The organism is Methanobrevibacter acididurans (assembly GCF_046197875.1).
Classification (GTDB): domain Archaea; phylum Methanobacteriota; class Methanobacteria; order Methanobacteriales; family Methanobacteriaceae; genus Methanobrevibacter_A; species Methanobrevibacter_A acididurans.
Window position 1 is genome coordinate 389,396 of record NZ_CP166991.1, and the last position, 20,941, is coordinate 410,336.

Here is a 20,941-nt window from a genome sequence, read left to right on the forward strand (position 1 = left end):
AATGAGCTCTGGGGCAGAAAATATAGTTTCTAACATCATGTCTGAAGCTCAGAATAAAGCTGATGGAAATATTCAAGAAGCACAATCTCAAGCAGACACTATCACCAAATCTGGTGAAAAGAAAGCTGAGGCTGCTAAAAATCAAATATTAGTAAGTGGTAAAAAACAAGCTGATATGAGACATCAACAAATTATATCTGAAGCTAAAATGAATGCAAGAAGATTTGAATTAGAAGCTAAAGAAGAAGTAATCAATGCAGCTTTTGATAAAGCTACAAATGATTTAAAAAACATTGCATCTACAGATAAAGAAGAATATATTAACGCTTTAGTTGAAATGATTAAAGAATCAGCTACTGAAATTGGTGGTGGAGAACTAATAATTCAACTAAAAGAAGAAGATATTCCAAAAATTAAAAGCAATCTAGATGTAATTGCCGCTGAAGTAAAAGCAGTTGTTACAAAAAATAAAAAAGATCAATTAAACCTTAAAAGTATGGCAAAAACTGTTTCTGCAAGTACAGGAACAGAAACCAAATTTGTCATAGGTGAACCTATAAACACTATCGGTGGAGTAATAGTTAAAACCAAAAATGGTGAAATTGAAGTAAATAATACTATAGAATCTAGAATGCTAAGAAACAAAAAAGAATTACGTTCTGAAGTTGCTAAAATATTATTTAAATAGGAGGATGAATTATGGCTGGTGAAATAACTTCAATTGTATCACAATTAGGTCTTACTCCTGAAGTATTCCTAATATTAGTTATCTTTACATTTGTGGTAATAGCTGCAATCGTAGTTGTTGTTGTAACCGTACCGATCTTAAAAATCTACCCATATCTTAATCCTATTTCTAGAGTAAGAGCACGTAAAGGAAGATTATTAACAGAAAAACAAATTTCTGAGCTCGTTGAAACTTCAGACATTTCTGAAGTAGAAAACTATTTAAGTGGAATTCCAGATTACAGTGATATCGCTGAAGGAGAATCAGTTGAAAAAACTTTAGATACTAAAATGGGTGAAACTTATGATGTTGTTGCTAGATTAGTACCAAAAGATATTGCACCTGCATTTAAAGTATTTTCAAAGAAATCTGATATTAGTAATATTAAAAGTTTACTTGCTGCAAAAGCAGTTGGTCTTAACCAAGACGAAACTTCTAATTTATTAATACCTACTGGAAAATTATACGAAGATATTGAAAGATTAACTGATGTTAATTCTGTTAATGATGTTGTTGCAGGTTTAGATAATACTGAATACGCAAATGTTTTATCTGAAGCTTTACCAATCTATGAAGAAAAGAAAGTTTTACTTCCTTTAGATTCTGCTTTAGATAAGTATTACTTACAATCCTTATTAAAAGCAAGAGTAGTACCTTCAGAAGCAAACACTGAAATATTATATTCTTATCTTGGAAATCAAGTAGATGTAGCTAACATTAACTTAATAATACGTGCTAAAGCAGATAAATTAGATTATGATGAATTAGAACCATACATTTTTAATAATGGTTACCAATTAAGAGAATGGAAACTTAAAGACTTAATGGAATCTGAAGATATACTTGGAGTAATCTCAAGTTTAGATGGAACAAAATATGCTGAAGTTTTAAATGCTGTAGTTCCACAGTATAATGAAACAGGTTCAATTGATGTCTTTGAAAAAGCTTTAAATAAATTTTTATCTGAAGCTGCTCACACATACTCTATGAAAAAACCATTAGGTATTGGTCCAATAATAGGTTTCTTAACTTTAAAAGAACAAGAAATACATAATCTTAAAGTAATTGCTAGAGCTAAAAGAGAAAAAGAATTCCCTACATCTCAATTACGGGAGATGTTAGTATGAGTGAAATAGCTATTATAGGTGATTTAGATACTGTCACCGGTTTTAAACTTGGTGGAGTAAAAAAAGGTAAAGTTGTTAAAACAGATGAAGAAGCAATAACCGCTTTTGATTCATGTATAAATGAGCAAGTTTCAATTATTTTAATAACAGAAAAGATTGCAAGCAACATTAGAAAACATATTAATAGAACTATAGGTAATGAAGTTTTACCTATGATTATTGAGATACCTGATAAATCTGGTTCAGAAGCAACTGAAAACGAACAAATGACAGACCTTATTAAAAGAGTTATCGGGGTAGAGATGGTTAAATGATTATTGAAGGAAATATTATTAAAGTTGCAGGGCCTGTTATTCTAGCTGATGGAATGAGAGGAACTCAAATGCACGAAATGGTTAAAGTGGGTGACGATAAACTCATTGGTGAAATCATTGAATTAGAAGGTGACACCGCAACCATTCAAGTATATGAAGAAACAGCAGGTATTAAACCTGGTGAAAAAATTGAAAGTACCGGAGGTCCATTATCTGTAGAACTCGCACCTGGTATAATGGGTTCAATTTATGATGGAATTCAAAGACCTTTAGATGAAATCAAAAAATTAACTGGAGATTACATTGCAAGAGGTATAGATGTTCCTTCCGTAGATAAAGAAAAGAAATGGGATTTTAAACCTTTAGTAAAAGTAGGAGACAAAGTAATAACAGGAGATCCATTAGGTGAAGTTCAAGAAACTAGTGCTGTTCTTCATAAAATATTATTACCTCCAACTATTGAATCTGGAGTAGTTAAATCTATTCAATCAGGCGAACACACTGTAGAAGAAATTATTGCAGAAATTGAAAAAGATGATGGTACCATTGCAGAAGTTGCAATGTTACAAAAATGGCCTGTAAGAAAAGGACGTCCTTATAAAGAAAAATTAGATCCAGATATACCATTAGTAACTGGTCAAAGATCACAAGATACTTTCTTCCCAGTTGCAAAAGGCGGTACAGCTGCAATCCCAGGTCCTTTCGGATCAGGTAAAACTGTAACACAACAACAATTAGCTAAATGGGCTAATGCAGATATAGTTGTATATATTGGATGCGGTGAACGTGGTAACGAAATGACAGAAGTACTTACTGAATTCCCTTTCCTTGACGATCCAAAAACAGGTAATCCTCTAATGGATAGAACTATTCTTATTGCTAATACTTCTAATATGCCAGTAGCTGCTCGTGAAGCATGTGTATACACAGGTATTACTATTGCAGAATACTTCAGAGATCAAGGTTACGATGTAGCACTTATGGCAGATTCAACTTCCAGATGGGCTGAAGCAATGAGAGAAATCTCAGGAAGACTAGAAGAAATGCCTGGTGAAGAAGGTTACCCAGCATACTTAGCATCAAGATTAGCACAATTCTATGAAAGAGCAGGAAGAATTCATACTTTAGGATCTACTGAATTAGAATCTTCTATTAGTGTTGTTGGAGCAGTATCCCCTCCAGGAGGAGATTTATCTGAACCTGTTACTCAAAACACATTACGTATATGTAAAGTATTTTGGGCATTAGATGCATCATTAGCAGATAAACGTCACTTCCCTTCAATTAATTGGTTAACTAGTTACTCATTATATGTTGACGATATTGAAGGCTGGTGGTCTAATGAAGTAGGAAATGATTGGAGACCAAATCGTGATAAAGCAATGGCTTTATTACAAAGAGAATCCGAACTTGAAGAAATTGTTCAATTAGTTGGTCCAGATGCTTTACCTGATTTAGATAGAGTAACCTTAGAAACTACTCGTATGTTAAGAGAAGATTTCTTAGGACAAAATGCTTTTGATGATGTCGATACATACTGTCCTCCTCAAAAACAACATGATATGCTTAAAATAATATTATTATTCCAAGATGAAGCATCCGCAGCTGTTAAAAAAGGAGCAGACATAAAAGATATTGTTGCATTAACTGTAAAAGACCAAATTGCAAGAATGAAATATGTTCCTTCTGAAGAATTCGCAGCTAAAGCTAAAGAAATTGAAGCTGAAGTAGTTAAAGAATGTAGTGAGGTGTAAACAAATGAATACTGATATTAAAACAAGAGAATACACCACAGTTACAGAAGTTACCGGTCCTTTAATGGTCGTTGATGGAGTTGAAGGTGTAGGTTACAACGAAATTGTAGAAATTGAAACTCCTAACGGAGAACACAGACAAGGACAAGTTTTAGAAGTAAAACAAGATGTTGCAGTTATTCAAGTATTTGAAGGTACAAGTGATTTAAACACTAAAAACACTAAAACTAGATTTACTGGTGAAACAGCAAAAATCGGTGTATCCAAAGAAATGATGGGACGTATCTTTAATGGTACTGGTAAACCTATTGATGGTGGTCCTGAAATAATTCCTGAAAAAGAATTAGATATTAATGGAGCACCAATGAATCCAGCATCTCGTGAATTCCCAGAAGAATTTATTCAAACTGGTATATCAACTATTGATGGAATGAATACTTTAGTAAGAGGACAAAAATTACCAATCTTTTCAGGATCTGGTTTACCTCATAATGATTTAGCAGCACAAATTGCTAGACAAGCTAGAGTATTAGGTGGAGAATCTGAATTTGCAGTAATATTTGCTGCAATGGGTATTACTCACGAAGAAGCAAATTTCTTTATGCGAGATTTTGAAAGAACTGGAGCATTAGAAAAAGTAACAGTTTTCATGAACCTTGCAGATGACCCTGCTATTGAAAGAATTTTAACTCCAAAAATGGCTTTAACAACTGCTGAATATTTAGCTTTTGAAAAGGATATGCAAGTATTAGTTATATTAACTGATATTACAAATTACTGTGAAGCATTAAGAGAAATTTCTGCAGCAAGAGATGAAGTACCTGGAAGACGTGGATATCCTGGATACATGTATACTGATTTAGCTGGTATGTATGAACGTGCAGGCCGTATACAAGGAAAAGAAGGATCAATCACTCAAATGCCTATTCTTGTAATGCCTCAAGATGATATTACTCACCCTATTCCGGATTTAACTGGATATATTACAGAAGGACAAATTGTACTTAATCGTAATCTTCACAGAAAAGGTATTTACCCTCCTGTAGATCCATTACCATCCTTATCTCGTTTAATGGGTGGGGGTATTGGAGAAGGAAAAACTCGTCCAGACCACAGTGGTGTATCTGACCAACTTTATTCTGCTTATGCAGAAGGTCGTGAATTAAGAGATTTAGTTGCTGTAGTAGGTGAAGAAGCTCTTACAGAAAGAGATCGTAAATTTTTAGAATTTGCTGATAATTTCGAAAACCAATTTATTACACAAGCTAAAGATGAAGATAGAAGTATTGAAGAAACCTTAGATCTTGGTTGGAAACTTTTAAGTATCTTACCTAAAAATGAACTCAAAAGAGTTAAAGATGAATTCATTGATCAATATCTTCCAAAGGCTGAAGAATAAGATAAAACTATATGATATTAATTTTCAATTAATATCTAATATCTTTATTTAGGAGGATAAAATGGCAGAAGAAATAATAAGCGGGATAAATCCAACTCGAATGGAGTTACTTGCCCTCAAAGATAGAGAACAACTTGCAGTTAAAGGTCACAGTTTACTTAAAGAAAAACGTGATGCTTTAATTAAAGAGTTTTTCGATATTTTAGATAAAGTTCAAGGAGCTCGAGATGAATTGAATGAAGAACTCGCAGAAGCTTATGAAGATTTAACTGCAGCTCAAATCCAAATGGGTGATTTAGCTGTTCAAAAAGCAGCTCTTTCTGTTACTGAATCTATGGATGTTGATATTAAATCTAGGAATATTATGGGTGTTTCCGTACCTGTAATTGATATGAAAGCACAAAATAGAACTATTCTAGATCGTGGTTATGGATTCAATGATACATCTATTAGGTTAGATGAAGCAGCTAAGAAATTCGAGCATTGTTTAAAATTATCCATTCAACTTGGAGAAATTGAAAAAACAATTTATTTATTAGCAGCTGAAATTGAAGCAACTAAACGTCGGGTAAATGCTCTTGAACATATTATGGTTCCAAGATTACAAGCAACTATCAAATCCATTGATATGAGATTACAAGAAATGGAAAGAGAAAACTTCGTTAGACTTAAAATGATTCGTGCTACAATAGAAAAGAGTCAAGAAAGTGGAATTGAAGATGCTAAGAATTCTCGTCAAGATTATGAAGCTAAAGAATTAGCTGAAGCTGAAAAATTAGCTAAAAAAGAATCTACTATTGGTAAAGTTAAGGAAGCTGTAAAAAGCAAAATTCCTTCTAAAACTAAAAAGGATTCAGAAAAAACAGAAGAATCTACTTCCAAAGTAAAAGCGGAAGTTGAAAAACCTGTTAAAAAATCTTCTAAGAATAACGATGAAAAATCTGTGGATGAAGAAAAACCAAAGAAAAAATTTAAAATGAAATCATTTAAAATTAGATAATTAAAATTTTATTATTTAGTTTTAATATTTTTATTAATTTTTTTCTAAAAATAAAACACGGAGTCTGAAATTTTATTATTAAATATAAAATTTTTTAATGACTCTTTTTATAATTTTTTTCATGCTTAAAATTATATATTAGTTTTTTTAATATTATATTACTAAAAAATTTTCAAATTTTTGTAAGTGCTTAATTTTTAGAAGTGTGGATTTATGCAAAGAAACCCTATAGATCAATTTATGAAAGATCCAGATCATGTTGCTAAAGTGTTTATAATAATTCAAATTGTTCAAATTGCTACTACTGCAATTTTAGTTATAGGAACAATTCTTTTTATATTATATTTAGCAGGTGTTATTCATTTTTAAATATTTTTAATATTTTCGTTTATTGCACTTTCAATTGCATTACTATTTTTAATTAATTTTTTTACATTATTTGCTTGGTCTATTATTGTGACTAAAGGTTGATTTTTTTCTATTATCACATTTGGGTAAGGTATATCAAATACATTATCTTTATTTAAATTTCCTATTTTTATAGTATTTGTTGAATATATTATCTTTTTAAAACTATACCCGTTATATTCCGGTATTTCTATTATTTTTCCTTGGCATGCTTTAATATGAGCATCTAATAAATTTATTTTTAAAAGTTTTTCAATACATTCATATGTGCCTTGTACACGAGGGTTTACTTCAATAATATAAATATCATTTTCTAATATGTTGTTGTTTTTGGTATTTTCAGATAATATCATGTCAACCCCATTAGATCCAATTAATTTTAAATCTTTAATTATTTCTTGGGATATTTGATTCATGTCTTCGTTTAAATTATCTATACCTATTTCATCATTTGGTATTGTGTATTCATTTAAGCTTTGTAAACTTTTAATATTCAATGGTATTATATTCCCATTATAAACAAAGGATTTATTTTTCTGATAATCATTAATTGTTAATAATCGACTATTTATTATGGTTTTTGTTTCATGATTGTTACTTAATACGGATGAACTGATATTTATTCCTTTAATATTTTCTTGTAATATTAATTCTTGATTTTCAGTAATTTTTTCTAATTTTTCACTATTTCTTTCATTACATTTAAATTCATTTAAGGTATTATAATTTAATAAGTTGACCCCATAACCACCACTTCCTTTACGTGGTTTTAGGATATATGAGTTGTCTACATTATTTTTTAGAATTTCTTCAACTTCATGTATATCTTTTATCTTAAAAGTTTCAGGGGTTAAAAATTTATTACAAATATGTTTATAAAACTTATATTTATCTTCAACTTCACCAACATTTTTATTACCTAAAATTTTTCCACGATACTTTTTAAAATCACCTACAAAATCTGAGGAGGAAATACCTGCACACAAAATAATATAATCCACTTTTTCTAAAAAATCCCTAGATTTATCCAAAAGTTCTAATGGATCATATTTTTCTTCAAAAATGCCACAAGACTCATTTACTTTTTGATTAAGTAAATGTATTTCATCATAAGGTTTATTAAAATCATAAGTAGCATAATAACTACTGGAATATACCTCAAAATTTAACTTAAGTGCTGAATTAACAAGAGGTCTAGTATTAACTCCCATAATAAGTAATTTTTTCATAATTATCAAATTCTCCTAAAAATTAATTTAATTTTATAAAAAAATAGATGAATTTATAAAGCAATATAAAAAATTTTAAAAACAGTTAAAAAAATAGCTTTTTATAGATAATATAGTCCCGAGCGGAGTCGAACCGCCGTCTCCGGGTCCAAAGCCTAGAAGGATTACCACTACCCTACGGGACTAAAAATCAGTTGCAATACACAGATTACAACATATTATTATATTCTTCAATCTCCTATTTAAACTTATCGTATAATTTATTTAAAAAATATAATTTTTATAAAAATTTTTGATAAAACAAACATTTATCAATCCAACCACAATCCCCACAAATACTTTTCAAACTATATTTAGAATTAAATATATTATTTATTTCTTTAAATAATTCATCTGTTTGAAATTCTTTGTCAGAATTTTGAATCTTACTTAAAATTGTTTCATCCATTAATACAATATTTTCATTAGTCCTAAAATCTTTACAAAAACCTTTTTCATTAAGATTAGGGCAAAATTTACAAATATCATCTGCTGAATTACATAAACCAACTAAATTATTCTTATTTTTTAAAATTTTCACTATATAATTCATATTTTTAACAAATTCATCACTATAACCATATCCTTGATATCCTTGAAGGCATAATAAATGATGAGCTCGAAGTTTAATTTTCATAAAAATATAATTCCTCTTAAATTAATTAAGTTTTCATAATTCTTGATACATTAATAATTGTTCTAATGGAGTATTACAAGAATTTTTCTTTTTAGACTTCTTATGCTTATGATTTTCTGATTGATATTTTTTATCAGATTCTTTAACTTTTTCAAAGAATTCTAAAACATTCATTTTATCAAATCCCAAAAATATGACAAAATATTACTATAAATTAAAAAATAAAAAAAGTAAAAAATATTTAAGCTTTAGGTAAAAATACCTTAGATACTAAACCCGCACTTAAAATTTTAACTATATCCCCAATAATAAATGGAGCAAGACCCATAATAATTAAATCGATAGGTCCAAGAACAATTCCTTGTGTGAAATAAGACCAAGCAGCTAATCCTGCAAGTCCTGGAATATAAATTATTACAAAATTTGCAATAGCAACAACAGCAGTCATTCTAGTGAAATTTCTAGATTTAACATATCTTTCAGAAATTAATCCAACAAAATATGCAGCTAATACCATTCCAACAAAGTATCCACAAGTAGATCCTAATAAAGTAGCTATTCCGCCTGATGCACCAGCAAACCATGGAATCAAAGTAGCACCTATACCAATATATAATATTTGACTAAATGCTCCATACTTTTTACCTAAAAATAAACCTGCTATTAAAACTGCAAAGGTTTGTCCAGTAATAGGTACTGGGGTAAAAGGTAAAGGAATAATAAATTGTGCCATAATACCAGTGAAACATGCCATTATAAAAGCCATAATAACTTTTGTCACTGTATTAGAATCTTGAATTTTATTAAATGCGATTTCTCTCTTATTATAATATGAATTAATATTTATATTCATTTTAATACTCCTATTTTAAATATTATTTATAATTTATTTTAAAAATTAGTTTCTTATTATAATGGATATTACTCTATAATCCATTAGTATAAAATTTATAAAAACTTTTATAAAAAATTTTCTAAATTAAATACTATTTTTTTTTCAATGTTTTTTATATTCTCGTAAATCTTTTATCTTTTTTTTATATTTCCAATACTTACTTAATTCGTTATCATTTTGTAATTTGATTAATTTGTTAGCCATAGCATTACGTGCTTTAATTTCAATTTTATCATCAATAAGAGGTAAAGAATCAATATCATATTTATTCTTTAAAGCATTTAATATTAAATAATCAGCAATATGAGGATTTTTTGGTAATAATGGGCCATGTAAATAGCTACCTATAAGATTTTTATAAATTACACCCTCTTTATTATCTTTACCATTATTTCCATGACCTAACTTAACTTTACCAAACGGTTCATAATTATGATAAGTACGTCCACCATGATTCTCAAATCCAACAACACTTTTAGGATTCAAATCTAAATTATTTTCAATTAAAATATTCCCAATCAATCTTTCATTGCTAGATTCTGTTTTAATATCTAATAATTCTAAGCAGGGAATATCATTACCTTCAGCATCACAGTAATCATTACCTAACATTTGATAACTACCACAGATAGCTAAAACAACACCATCATTATTAATATAATTATCTATCATGCTTCTTTTATCAAGTAAATCCTTAGAAACTATGTTTTGTTGATTATCTGAACCTCCTCCAATTAAAATCATATCAATATTACCTATATCTTCAACGGTTTTTGTTCCTATAGTTGAAATTGTTTGATTAACCTTAATTCCTCTCCATTCACATCTTTTATTAATACATATTAAGTTACCAATATCCCCATACATATTTAAGATATCTGGATACATATTTATAATATTCAATTCCATTTTCATAGTAATCTTAGAGTATTTTTAATTTTCGTAAATTTGTGCATGTTTTCTGTATAAAATTTTTCTAGCTTCAGGCATACCTGTAAAAGTTCCAACAATATAAGATCTATTATTTTCAGACAATAATTGATCAATTCCAGATTTTAAATCAAATCTATCTTTTCCAGGATAAATTTTAATTCTATTAGTGGGAAAATTAGCATATTTTAATCTTAAAGCAGCATCTTCAGCTCGAGTTCCTGCACAATAAAAATTTTTCACTTTTGGAATATTTTTTATTTCATCAAAATTTGCATCCCAAATCCAAGAAACATCTTTTCCATCTGCAGCATAATCATTTAGAATAAACATTATTGATTTTTCACTTGGATTAATACGAAAAGCAGAAAAAACTTCACTTAAACCTATAGGATTTTTACTTAAAACAAGAACAACTTCTTTATCTCCTAATTTAATTGTTTCCATACGTCCTAATTTATATTCAAAACTTTGAATTCTACTTCGTATAGTTTCATATTTTAAACCTAATTCACTAGATAATGCTATGACAGCTAAACAATTATATAAATTATATAATCCCATAACATTTAATCTAAAAGATTTTTGTTCATTACAATATCCAATTGTGAAATCATAATAACCATCATGAGGAGACACTGAAATTAATTTATAATCTGAGAAAGGATTGCTGGCCCCACAGTTATTACAATGATATTGGCCAATGTTTCCATAATTAATAAAATCATATTCTAATCTATCACCACAGATTGGACAAAATACAGATTCTAATACTTCAACATCTTTTTTAGAATTTTTTGTTTCACCGTGACTATAATAAACTTTAGGATTAGGTAAATCATTAAAATATAAACATGAAGGATCATCTGCATTTAATATTAATACGGTTTGAGGATTAGTTATAGAATCATGAACCATTTTAATAGTATTTTCTACTTCACCAAATCTGTCTAGTTGATCTCTAAAAAAATTAGTTATTACAATATAATTTGGATTGATATATTTTGTAACTTTTGGAACTGTTCCTTCATCTACTTCGAATATACCACAATCATAATGGTTTTTTTTATTTATTATAAAAGAAGTAACTACCCCAGTTATTAAGTTTGAACCATTAAGATTTGAGGCAATATTTTCATAATAACTATTTAGAACATGGTTTAATAAATTGTTAGTAGTAGTTTTTCCATTGGTACCTGTAATTATAATAGTCCTATCACATTTATTTACCATTTTGGAGAGAAGATTAGGTTCTATTTTCATACTTACTTTTCCCGGCAATGCAGTTCCTTTTTTCCCACTCATTTTTAAAATTTTGTAGGTAAATTTTCCTGCATACATAGAAAATTTTGTGTTTAAATCCCCTTTCATTTAATCATCCCTATTATTCTGAGATTTTATTTATTAAATGTTTCTTTAACACATTACAATTATTTTATTTAATATTTAAATCTTTTTGTTAATAATGTTAATACAGGATTTTATTTTTCTTTTATACTTAATTTTTTAGAATCCTTTATTTTTTTTAAGATGAAATGCTTGTTTATTTATTTTTATAAATGGTGTTGATGTTTTGCTATGTCATAAATCTCTTTTATTGTATCCATATCCACACTGGTATAAATTTGTGTTGTTGACAAACTAGAATGGCCAAGTAATTGTTGTATTACTCTAATGTCTACACCATTTTTTAATAAATGTGTTGCAAAGGAGTGTCTAAGTATATGAGGGGTTACCCTTTTGTTTATACCTACTTTTTCAGCATAAATTTTTATCATTCTTTGAATATATCTTGGGGTGATTTTATCATTGTCACGATTTAAGAAAAGGTATTCTGATTTGGAATTTCTCACATTTAAGTATTGTTCTATTAATTTCTTAGTATCTTCATCAAAAAGTACAATACGATCTTTGTCCCCTTTTCCTCTAACTCGAATGGTTCTTTCTTCGAAATCTATGTCTTTAATAATTAAATTTACTAATTCAGAAATTCTCAATCCAGATGAGTAAAGTACAGCTAATATTACTTTATCTCTAAGTTTTGTTTTTTGTTTTAATTGACTATCTGAATTTGGATCCCAAGTAACTGAATTTATAAGGTTTTCTACTTCTGTTTCATTCAATGATTTAGGTAATGATTTTGTTCTTTTAGGAGGCTTAACTTCATTTAAAAAGGATATTTTATTAAATTCTAAAAATTTTTTACATACTACTGTTACTAAATATATGTAATTTTGTGTAACATGTTTATCTCTTTTTAAGATTTGTATATATCTTTTAAAACTTCTTAAAAATCTTTTTTCATCATATAAATCCTCTTGTTTATTTAAATATTTTATGAAATTACGTATTATTGATTTATAAGTTTTTATAGTGTTCATGGAGTAATTTCTAATTTCTAAATCAATAAAATATTCTTCAAACATATCTTTGAAACTGAAAATATTCATAATATTTTCTTTGTTCCCATTTTTATCATATGAAGGTAAATTTATTCGTGATTTTAGTGTTTCTTCTATATAATCACTTCCTGTTTTTAAATTGTTAATTAAAACATTTGATTATTGATGATTTATGTTCGTTATATTTGTATGTGCGTTTATAAAAATTTTTATAATAAAAAAAACTTGGAATATATAAAAAAAAGCGAATTTAATTTATAAAAAAATAAAAAAAGATTAAAAAGTTAATATAATTTTTAATTTACAGTAATAATTCTTAAACTATCAGGTTTTTTAACCATATGACTTGATTTAAAAGCTACTAAATTTTTAATTCCCTTAGATGCTGAAACATCTGCTAATCTTTGTGAAATTACTCCATCAAATATAACAGTATTTGCATCTGGATTGTTTTGTTTGAGTTCATCATAAAGATTTTCAACGCTAACTTCTTTAATAATATTTAAGGAATCATCTAAAATTTCACTATTACCAGTACCAGTAAGTTTTCCTAACATATTTTTCATAGAATTGATTTCACTATTATGTTTTTTGTCAATTCTATTGTTACCATTTCGTTTATTATTGTTATTATATCTATTATTTTTACGATTGTAACGATTATTATTATTAGAATTATTATTGCTGTTATTGTATTGGTTATTATTGTTATTAGATTTGTTATACTTATGATTTTTAGACTTGTTATCTTCAAGTGAAATTGTATTAATTACTTGATCTAAAGGTACTTTGTCACGTAATGCAACCATTACTTCATCTTTTTCAAGATCTTCAACTTCTTTACCCCTTGGAGCTTGTGTAACATAATCAACATCTCCAACTTGAACAAGTTCTTTTAATATAAGTTCTCCTCCACGATCACCATCAACAAAAGCAGTTACAGTTCGATGTTTGGTTAATTCTGCAACACCTGCAGGAATATTAACTCCTTCAACAGCTACAGTATTTCGTATACCATATTTTAATAAGTTTAAAACATCACTTCTACCTTCCACTACAATAATAGCATCAGAAGTATGAACACTAGGGCCTGCAGGAAGTTTTTCTTCCCCATATTCTGAAATTTCATGAATTCTCATAGATTCTCTGATTTCTTCAATCATTTTCATACTTTCAGGTGAAGATGTTTCCATCATAGTTGTATAAATTTCTTTTGCACGATTTACAACTTGTTGTCTTTTAACTGCTCTAACATCTTCCACTTTGAGAATAGTTATTTCTGCTTCACAAGGACCAACTCGATTAATAGTTTCAAGGGATGCAGCTAATATTGCGGTTTCAATTCTATCTAAACTAGATGGAATTACTATTTCACCTTTAGCTCTACCTCCATTGGAATGAATAATAACTTGGATTCTTCCAATTCTACCTGTTCTTTGAAGTTCTCTTAAATCTAAATCATTACTTAAAAGACCTTCAGTTTGTCCAAAAACCGCACCAACCACATCAGGTTTTTCCACGATTCCATTTGCATTTATTTGTGCATGAATAAGATATTTAGTTGTAGTTAATTCTTCTCCTTTTCCCATCTTAAGCCTCCGTTTTATTAAGCTTAGATACTTTTAGAGATAATTTAAAATCCTGTAATATTATTTTTTATAATTAATTTATAATACTCAGAAAAACAATTAATTATTTAATTGTTAAATTATACTTTTGTAATTGTATTTTGATAATAATATTTTATAATAGCTATTTGTTAAAGCTAAATCTAATTTTTATCAATTAGACAATGATACATCAAATATACTTAAAAAATAGAATTTACTTTTACTTATTTTGAAGTTGAGAATATTAATAACATGAACTTTTTTTATAGAAAAATCTTTAGTTTTTCATTTTTAAAAAGTTTTTATTAAAAAAAATTTTTATATTTTTTTAAATCAATTAGTAAGCTTATTTTTATATTTTTTATTAAATTTTTATAATTTTTAATTAAAATTTTTATATACCTAAATTTTTAAAAAAATTCTAAAATAACCTTAATTTATTATTTTTTAATTGATTTTTCTTTTTAATTCTTGTTAAATCCCTTAATTAATTCTCCTGTCTTTTGTTTAACTTCATTAATTAATTTTTGTAATATTTAGTAAATTGTAAATTTATAAACTCAATTTTTGAGTATAATATGATTATTAGTATCTAACTAAATTTTTGTATAAACAGGTATATAAAATATTTTATTATCTTTCATGTTTTAACATTATAAATTTAATTTTCCAATTTTCTTATTAATTAATTTAAAAATAATTATATACTTTTAAAATAAAAAATTAATAGTTAATAAATAATTAATAAAAATTCCATATTTTATTACTAATTAAAAGATTAATTTTTATCATAAAAAAAAAATTTGAGGTGTGAATTGATGTCAAAAGGAAAATTATCAGCAAAAACTTTTTTAAATAACATAAATAATAAATTTGATGATTTATCTGATTTAAAAGATTTTAGTACAATAAGTTTAGATGATCCACGATTAATTAATAAAACTTTTAATATTGAAGATTTAACTTTAAATGAATCTAAAAATAATATTGAACAATATCAAGAGTTAAAAATTATTTTAGAAACCGCTTCTGCATGTCAAATATCAGATGCAGTTAATGCAGTAACAGGAGAATCTGGGGTTATAAAAGGTTTGAAATCTATTAATAATCAAAGAGCTTATGGTAGGGTAGTAACATCTAAAGCATCTTCAAAAGATTGGGGAGCTTCACTTTTAGCAATAGATGCTGCAAAAGAAGGAGATTTTCTACTATTATCTACCACTGGAGAACCAGCAGCAGTTTGGGGAGAATTAGCTTCAACTTGTGCTAAAGAAAAGGGAATAGTGGGAACTGCTGTTTATGGTGCCACAAGAGATATTGATGTGCTATTACATTTAGATTATCCTGTTTTTGCATTAGAAACATTACCTAATGCAGGTAAACCTTCAGGTATTGGGGAATTAAATGTGAATTTACAAATAGAAAATTATTTAATAAGTCCTGGTGACTTTATTTATGCTGATGAAAGTGGAGTAGTTATTGTTCAAAAATCTATATTTTCTAAAGTTATCTTAGAAACTTTAAAAATCAAAATCAATGAATCAAAAATTATTAACCAACTAAAGGCTGGAAAATCTTTATCTACTATAGTAGGGCTTAAATAAACATAAATTTTTTATTTTTATCCTTCATTTTTTTCATTATTCACTACATTTTATATTATAAAAAAGAGGTTGTATTTTTGACTTCATCTGAAAAAAGTAATGCCCAAACAATATATTCATTTATTTTAGATAATAAATATGCTATTATTGTAAGCTTTATAATTGTTCTTTCAATGTTATTTGTAATGGTGGCTTTATCTGGATTAGATTCTATAATAGCTAATTTAAGCCATACAAATCTCTTTCTTTTAGGTTTAACATTCATAGTTCAAATAATTGTAATTTTATTATGGGCTTATAGGTGGAAAATTATTTTATATCATATGCATGACTCACCGGGGTTTAAAAATGTCGTTGGCATATTACTTACTAGTATTTTTGGGAATAATATAACTCCTGGAGCTATTGGTGGGGAACCATTAAGGGCATATGTACTTAAGGAGTATAATGGAACTCCATTTGAAGTTGGTTTTGCTTCAACTATGGCTGATAGAGTTTTTGAAATGTTTCCTTTTGTATTAATTAGTTTACTTGCAATAATTAGTATAATAACATGGAATTTAGGCATAATATCTAAAATTTTCTTATTATTTTTAATTATTGCAGTATTCTCTTTATTTTTAATCGTGATTTACACAGGTTTTAATAAAGAATGGTCTATGAATTTAGCTGAAAAAACCATAAATTTCTTCTTACCATTTATAGAGAAATTTACTAGAAAAACTTATAATCAAAGTCATTTAATTGAAACTGCAAATAATTATATTAACAATTTCAATTCAAGTTTCCGTATGATGGTTGAAGATAAAAATTTATTTGTAAAAGGTATTATTTTAGCTTTAATTTGTTGGTTTTTAGATTTATCCAATTCTTATTTAGCATTTATGGCTATAGGTATACATCCTCCTATTGCGCCTTTTATCACAGTTTATACTATTGCTATACTTTTATCATTTTTACCTACTTTACCTGGATCTTTAGGAATTACAGAAATTGTAATGATAGCATTATTTGTTCCTGTAGGAATTTTTGCAGATCAAGTATTAGCTGCTTCTGCCCTTGAAAGATTAGCTTCTTATGTTTTCCCTACTGTTTTAGGTATTTTAGCTAGTTTATATTATGTTAAAATTTTTTCTAAAAAACGTTTAGAAAAGAAAAATCAAAAGTTAATAACTGATTAAAATATTTTTAATCATTATTTTGATTTTTTAATTAATTGGGCTATTTTTATTGCGTTATTTAATAATTCATTTAATATCTTTGATTTTTTGTTTATATTCCTATGTTTATTTAATCAAATTTAATTATTATAGTAAATTGATGTTACTTTTATACAGAGTAAATTATTACTATAGTTTCAAACGAATTAAGAGAATTTTTTCTATTTAAACTAAATAGTAATATTTTTAAATGGGTTTTAAATTTATATTTAATATTATCGTAAAGTTTATATATGATGAATGTAGAATTTTATATATACATACTCATCTATTTTAATTGATTTTTATGAAAGTTTTAGGGAATATTTCACATATAGCAAAATCTGGTAAACTCATAGCAACCACCACTCAAACACCTCCTTCAGGAGCTTATGTTTTAACAGAAAACAAAAAAAAGATTGGTAAAGTAAACGATGTATTTGGTCCAGTAAAAAATCCTTATGTTTCTATTAAATTATTCCGTTCAACAAATAAAGAAGAATTAGAAAATATGATTGGTGAAAAACTGTATGTATCACCTAATAAAAATAAACGGGGGAAAAAAGCACGAAAAAAGAAATGGAAGAGATGGAACAAAAATACAACAAAAAAGGCAAAAAGCCAGTAAACATCTCTGAAAAAGAAAGAATGATACATGATGTATCAGTCACCGAAAAACAAACAAGATGCCCTGAATGTGGATCAGAAGATTTAATTGGTGATTATGAGCGTGCAGAAGTCGTTTGTGCTAACTGCGGTTTAGTTATTGATGAAAATTTAGTAGATATGGGTCCAGAATGGAGAGCATTCGACCATGAACAAAGAGATAAACGTACCCGTGTAGGAGCTCCAATTACTTACACCATTCACGATAAAGGTTTAAGTACAATGATTGATTGGAGAAACAAAGATATTTATGGAAGAGATATCCCTGCAAGAAATAGAGCTCAATGGTATAGACTCAGAAAATGGCAAAGAAAAATAAGAATATCTGGAGCAACAGAACGTAACTTAGCATTTGCATTAAGTGAACTAGACAGAGATTCATCAAGATTAGGACTTCCAAGAAGTGTAAGAGAAGCTGCATCTGTAGTATACAGAAGTGCAGTAGAAAATAAACTCATCAGAGGAAGAAGTATTGAAGGAGTTGTAGCAGCTTCATTATATGCTGCTTGTAGAAGATGTAAAGTTCCTCGTACTTTAGATGAAATTGCAGAAGTTTCTAGAGTAAGTAAAAAAGAAGTTGGAAGAACATACAGATTCTTAACAAGAGAATTAAATATTAAATTACCTCCAACATCACCAGTCGATTATGTACCTAGATTTGCAAGTGAACTCGGATTATCAGGTGAAGTACAATCAAGATCTATTGAAATAATAGAAAAAGCAATGGAAAAAGGATTAACATCAGGTAGAGGTCCAACAGGTGTTGCAGCAGCAGCTTTATACATAGCTTCTGTACTACTTGGGGAAAGAAAAACACAAAGAGATGTAGCGGACATTGCAGGAGTTACTGAAGTAACAATAAGAAATCGTTATAAGGAACTCACAGAACAATTAGACATGGGAGTAACATTATAAACATTTAAAAATTTTACTTCCCATAAACTTTTTTTTTAAATTACTAATATACATTAATAATCTTTACTAAATTTTTGAATATCACGTTCTACTTCATTTAAGATAGCAGAATTATCTGTATTTTTGACTTTATCTAAATTTTCACGATATTTGGGAATATTTTTTATAAACTTACGAATTAACTTATTGTTAAAATTATTATGGAATTCTCCATAACCTAATTTTTTAACATAATAACCATTAAGGATTTGTTCAAAGTTACCATTAGCAGGAATACTATAAACAGGTTTTTTAAGATAAATAGCTTCTGAAATCATTGTGAAACCACCATTAGTTAAAATAGCTTTAGCAGTACGCATATCTTCATAAATGGCATCTTCATTAAATGAACGATAAGTTAAATTCCCATCAACCAGATCTTTATTAAAACCATAAACAATAAAATTCTCTTTAACCTTCTTCAAATTTTTCATTAATTCAATATTAGAATCACTAGTTTGATAAACAACAATATGATCTTTATTTTCAGGTTTTAATTTCATAATATCCTCACGAATAACTGGAGGGTAAATTGCAGTAATTTCAGGGTGTCTAAGTGGAGGGAAAAAGAAACTAGTTAAAATATGTTTTTCAGGACGTATTATGTAAGCTTTAACTACAGCTTTAGCAACTAACATATCCATTTCATGATTTTTAGGGTAATCATAATCAGTTTGGGTAATCATATGAATATTATCTAAACTAATCATAGGAACATTAATTAATTTACTTAACATACTAGCATAATTCTCAAAATCTGAAATAATCAAATTAGGTTTAACAATTTGAGATTCTTTATATAAAACATCATAACCCTCTTTTAAATTAGTTGGATTAGCTTTAATAGCTTTTAAAAAAGTAGCCTTATTTTTAACAGTATTATTCTCATAAACAGTGTTAAATCCACCAATTTCAAAAACATTATCAAATTTATTGTTTAAATATTTGTAAGCTCTATCACTTGAAAAAATATATACATCATGATGTTTTATTAATTCCTCAATAATAACACTACTTCTAATTGCATGACCCATACCTTCTCCACAAATTGAGTAAAAAATTCTTTTTCTTTTATTATTTTTTAAATTTTTACTCTCTTTTTTAATTGGTTTAGCTGAATAATCATGTTTAGGAGTATTATGTTTAAGTTTAGAAATACTTCTAAATTTCTTATCATCACTTAAATTAGTCGGAAGATGTTTTTGTTTAAGATTATGTTTTTGATGAAAAGTACCTTTACCAATATTCATTTTTGATTTTTCAGCAATTTGATCTAAATCATTTTTTTCTAATGCTGTTATAGGTTCATGTCCAAATTTATAATTTAGTTCTTCAGCACTAGTACGTTTTCCTCTAAAATCATTAATAGTACTTTTACCATAAGTCTTCAATAAACTATATAATCCTTCTTCTTCTAATCTTCGGGTGGATACACAAATCTTAGGTTTTCTTAAAACTTTAAACTCTTCTAATTTAGATAATCTTTCAATATAATCAGTATCTTCACCAAATGTTAATCTTTCATCAAAACCTCCAGCAATTTCATGTAAATATCTTTTAGATACTATTCCATAACAGCCTGCACCATGAGGTTTAATATTTTCTGCAGCTATCATGAACCAGTTAGCCAAATCATGTAAAAATTTATCTTTATGTTTTTCAGACATTGGAGTCATTTGTGTAATACCAATACCTAACAATTCTCCTTCAAATTCAGCTACTAAATCTTCTAAATAATTAGGAGTTAATCTTAAATCAGAATCTAAAAATAATAATATTTCACCTTTAGCAATTTTAGCACCATTATTACGACCAACTGCAGGTAATCCTCCTTGAACAATTTTACAATTATAATCTTCAGCAATTTTCACTGTATTATCATTAGAATCATTGTCTGCAACAATGATTTCATAACTTTCAAAATTTTGAGATTTAATACTTTTTAATAAGCTTGGAAGATATTTTTCCTCGTTATATGTAGGTATAATAATACTTAACTTCATTTTCATCATCTAAAAAATAAATTTATAAAATACAAATTTTCCTA

At 27.4% G+C, this 20,941-nt stretch carries 19 protein-coding genes, 1 tRNA gene and 1 pseudogene; 11 read left to right on the plus strand and 10 right to left on the minus strand.

Annotated elements, in window-relative coordinates; genetic code table 11:
* Position 1 precedes the first annotated feature (1 nt).
* From ACA135_RS01920 to ACA135_RS01950, 7 genes and pseudogenes are all read left to right on the plus strand, one after another.
* A complete protein-coding gene (locus tag ACA135_RS01920) occupies positions 2 to 688 on the plus strand; it encodes a V-type proton ATPase subunit E (protein ID WP_409198626.1) in 687 nt (228 codons plus the stop codon).
* A gap of 11 nt (positions 689 to 699) precedes the next feature.
* Positions 700 to 1,854 (plus strand): ATP synthase A1 subunit C, encoded by a 1,155-nt coding sequence (ahaC, locus tag ACA135_RS01925; protein WP_409198627.1) that lies wholly within the window; start codon positions 700 to 702, stop codon positions 1,852 to 1,854.
* Positions 1,851 to 2,168: a V-type ATP synthase subunit F gene (locus ACA135_RS01930; protein WP_409198628.1), complete on the plus strand. Its 318-nt coding sequence runs from the start codon at positions 1,851 to 1,853 to the stop codon at positions 2,166 to 2,168. The genes ahaC and ACA135_RS01930 overlap by 4 nt, the downstream gene beginning before the upstream one ends.
* Entirely contained in the window at positions 2,165 to 3,922 is a 1,758-nt protein-coding gene (locus ACA135_RS01935) for an ATP synthase subunit A (RefSeq protein ID WP_409198629.1), read from the plus strand. The genes ACA135_RS01930 and ACA135_RS01935 overlap by 4 nt, the downstream gene beginning before the upstream one ends.
* A gap of 4 nt (positions 3,923 to 3,926) precedes the next feature.
* On the plus strand, positions 3,927 to 5,321 hold the full coding sequence (locus ACA135_RS01940; RefSeq protein WP_409198630.1) for an ATP synthase subunit B: 1,395 nt from the start codon (positions 3,927 to 3,929) through the stop codon (positions 5,319 to 5,321).
* Positions 5,322 to 5,382: 61 nt separating this feature from the next.
* Positions 5,383 to 6,015: pseudogene (locus ACA135_RS01945) on the plus strand (V-type ATP synthase subunit D); the annotation flags it as partial.
* A 519-nt stretch (positions 6,016 to 6,534) separates the two neighbouring features.
* Positions 6,535 to 6,690, plus strand: a complete 156-nt coding sequence (locus ACA135_RS01950; RefSeq protein ID WP_409198631.1) for a hypothetical protein — start codon at positions 6,535 to 6,537, stop codon at positions 6,688 to 6,690.
* Here the strand turns inward: ACA135_RS01950 and ACA135_RS01955 are convergent.
* From ACA135_RS01955 to dnaG, 9 genes are all read right to left on the minus strand, one after another.
* Positions 6,687 to 7,958, minus strand: a complete 1,272-nt coding sequence (locus ACA135_RS01955; RefSeq protein ID WP_409198632.1) for an ATP-grasp domain-containing protein — start codon at positions 7,956 to 7,958, stop codon at positions 6,687 to 6,689. The two genes, ACA135_RS01950 and ACA135_RS01955, sit on opposite strands and share 4 nt — an antisense overlap.
* A gap of 113 nt (positions 7,959 to 8,071) precedes the next feature.
* A tRNA-Gln gene (locus tag ACA135_RS01960) sits at positions 8,072 to 8,143 on the minus strand.
* A 95-nt stretch (positions 8,144 to 8,238) separates the two neighbouring features.
* A complete protein-coding gene (locus ACA135_RS01965) occupies positions 8,239 to 8,634 on the minus strand; it encodes a DUF1284 domain-containing protein (protein WP_409198633.1) in 396 nt (131 codons plus the stop codon).
* 33 nt (positions 8,635 to 8,667) lie between these two features.
* Positions 8,668 to 8,808 (minus strand): hypothetical protein, encoded by a 141-nt coding sequence (locus tag ACA135_RS01970; RefSeq protein ID WP_409198634.1) that lies wholly within the window; start codon positions 8,806 to 8,808, stop codon positions 8,668 to 8,670.
* A gap of 67 nt (positions 8,809 to 8,875) precedes the next feature.
* Entirely contained in the window at positions 8,876 to 9,481 is a 606-nt protein-coding gene (locus tag ACA135_RS01975; RefSeq protein WP_409199068.1) for a biotin transporter BioY, read from the minus strand.
* 150 nt (positions 9,482 to 9,631) lie between these two features.
* Positions 9,632 to 10,444 (minus strand): type 1 glutamine amidotransferase, encoded by an 813-nt coding sequence (locus ACA135_RS01980; RefSeq protein ID WP_409198635.1) that lies wholly within the window; start codon positions 10,442 to 10,444, stop codon positions 9,632 to 9,634.
* Between the two features lie 18 nt (positions 10,445 to 10,462).
* Positions 10,463 to 11,830: a MurT ligase domain-containing protein gene (locus tag ACA135_RS01985; RefSeq protein ID WP_409198636.1), complete on the minus strand. Its 1,368-nt coding sequence runs from the start codon at positions 11,828 to 11,830 to the stop codon at positions 10,463 to 10,465.
* 182 nt (positions 11,831 to 12,012) lie between these two features.
* A complete protein-coding gene (gene xerA, locus ACA135_RS01990; protein WP_409198637.1) occupies positions 12,013 to 12,909 on the minus strand; it encodes a site-specific tyrosine recombinase/integron integrase in 897 nt (298 codons plus the stop codon).
* 248 nt (positions 12,910 to 13,157) lie between these two features.
* Complete coding sequence (dnaG, locus tag ACA135_RS01995) at positions 13,158 to 14,450, minus strand: DNA primase DnaG (protein ID WP_409198638.1); 1,293 nt, start codon at positions 14,448 to 14,450, stop codon at positions 13,158 to 13,160.
* 839 nt (positions 14,451 to 15,289) lie between these two features.
* Here dnaG and ACA135_RS02000 point away from each other — a divergent pair.
* The 4 genes from ACA135_RS02000 to ACA135_RS02015 all read left to right on the plus strand — a co-directional run bounded on the left by ACA135_RS02000 (position 15,290) and on the right by ACA135_RS02015 (position 18,855).
* A complete protein-coding gene (locus tag ACA135_RS02000) occupies positions 15,290 to 16,075 on the plus strand; it encodes an RraA family protein (RefSeq protein ID WP_409198639.1) in 786 nt (261 codons plus the stop codon).
* Between the two features lie 77 nt (positions 16,076 to 16,152).
* Positions 16,153 to 17,256: a UPF0104 family protein gene (locus ACA135_RS02005; protein WP_409198640.1), complete on the plus strand. Its 1,104-nt coding sequence runs from the start codon at positions 16,153 to 16,155 to the stop codon at positions 17,254 to 17,256.
* Positions 17,257 to 17,581: 325 nt separating this feature from the next.
* The gene (locus tag ACA135_RS02010) at positions 17,582 to 17,902 is read left to right on the plus strand and encodes an H/ACA ribonucleoprotein complex subunit GAR1 (protein WP_409198641.1); all 321 of its coding nucleotides are present in this window, start codon (positions 17,582 to 17,584) and stop codon (positions 17,900 to 17,902) included.
* A gap of 20 nt (positions 17,903 to 17,922) precedes the next feature.
* Positions 17,923 to 18,855: a transcription initiation factor IIB gene (locus ACA135_RS02015; RefSeq protein ID WP_409199069.1), complete on the plus strand. Its 933-nt coding sequence runs from the start codon at positions 17,923 to 17,925 to the stop codon at positions 18,853 to 18,855.
* A 53-nt stretch (positions 18,856 to 18,908) separates the two neighbouring features.
* Here the strand turns inward: ACA135_RS02015 and ACA135_RS02020 are convergent, their stop codons facing one another.
* A complete protein-coding gene (locus ACA135_RS02020) occupies positions 18,909 to 20,897 on the minus strand; it encodes an MJ1255/VC2487 family glycosyltransferase (RefSeq protein ID WP_409198642.1) in 1,989 nt (662 codons plus the stop codon).
* Positions 20,898 to 20,941: the final 44 nt, after the last annotated feature.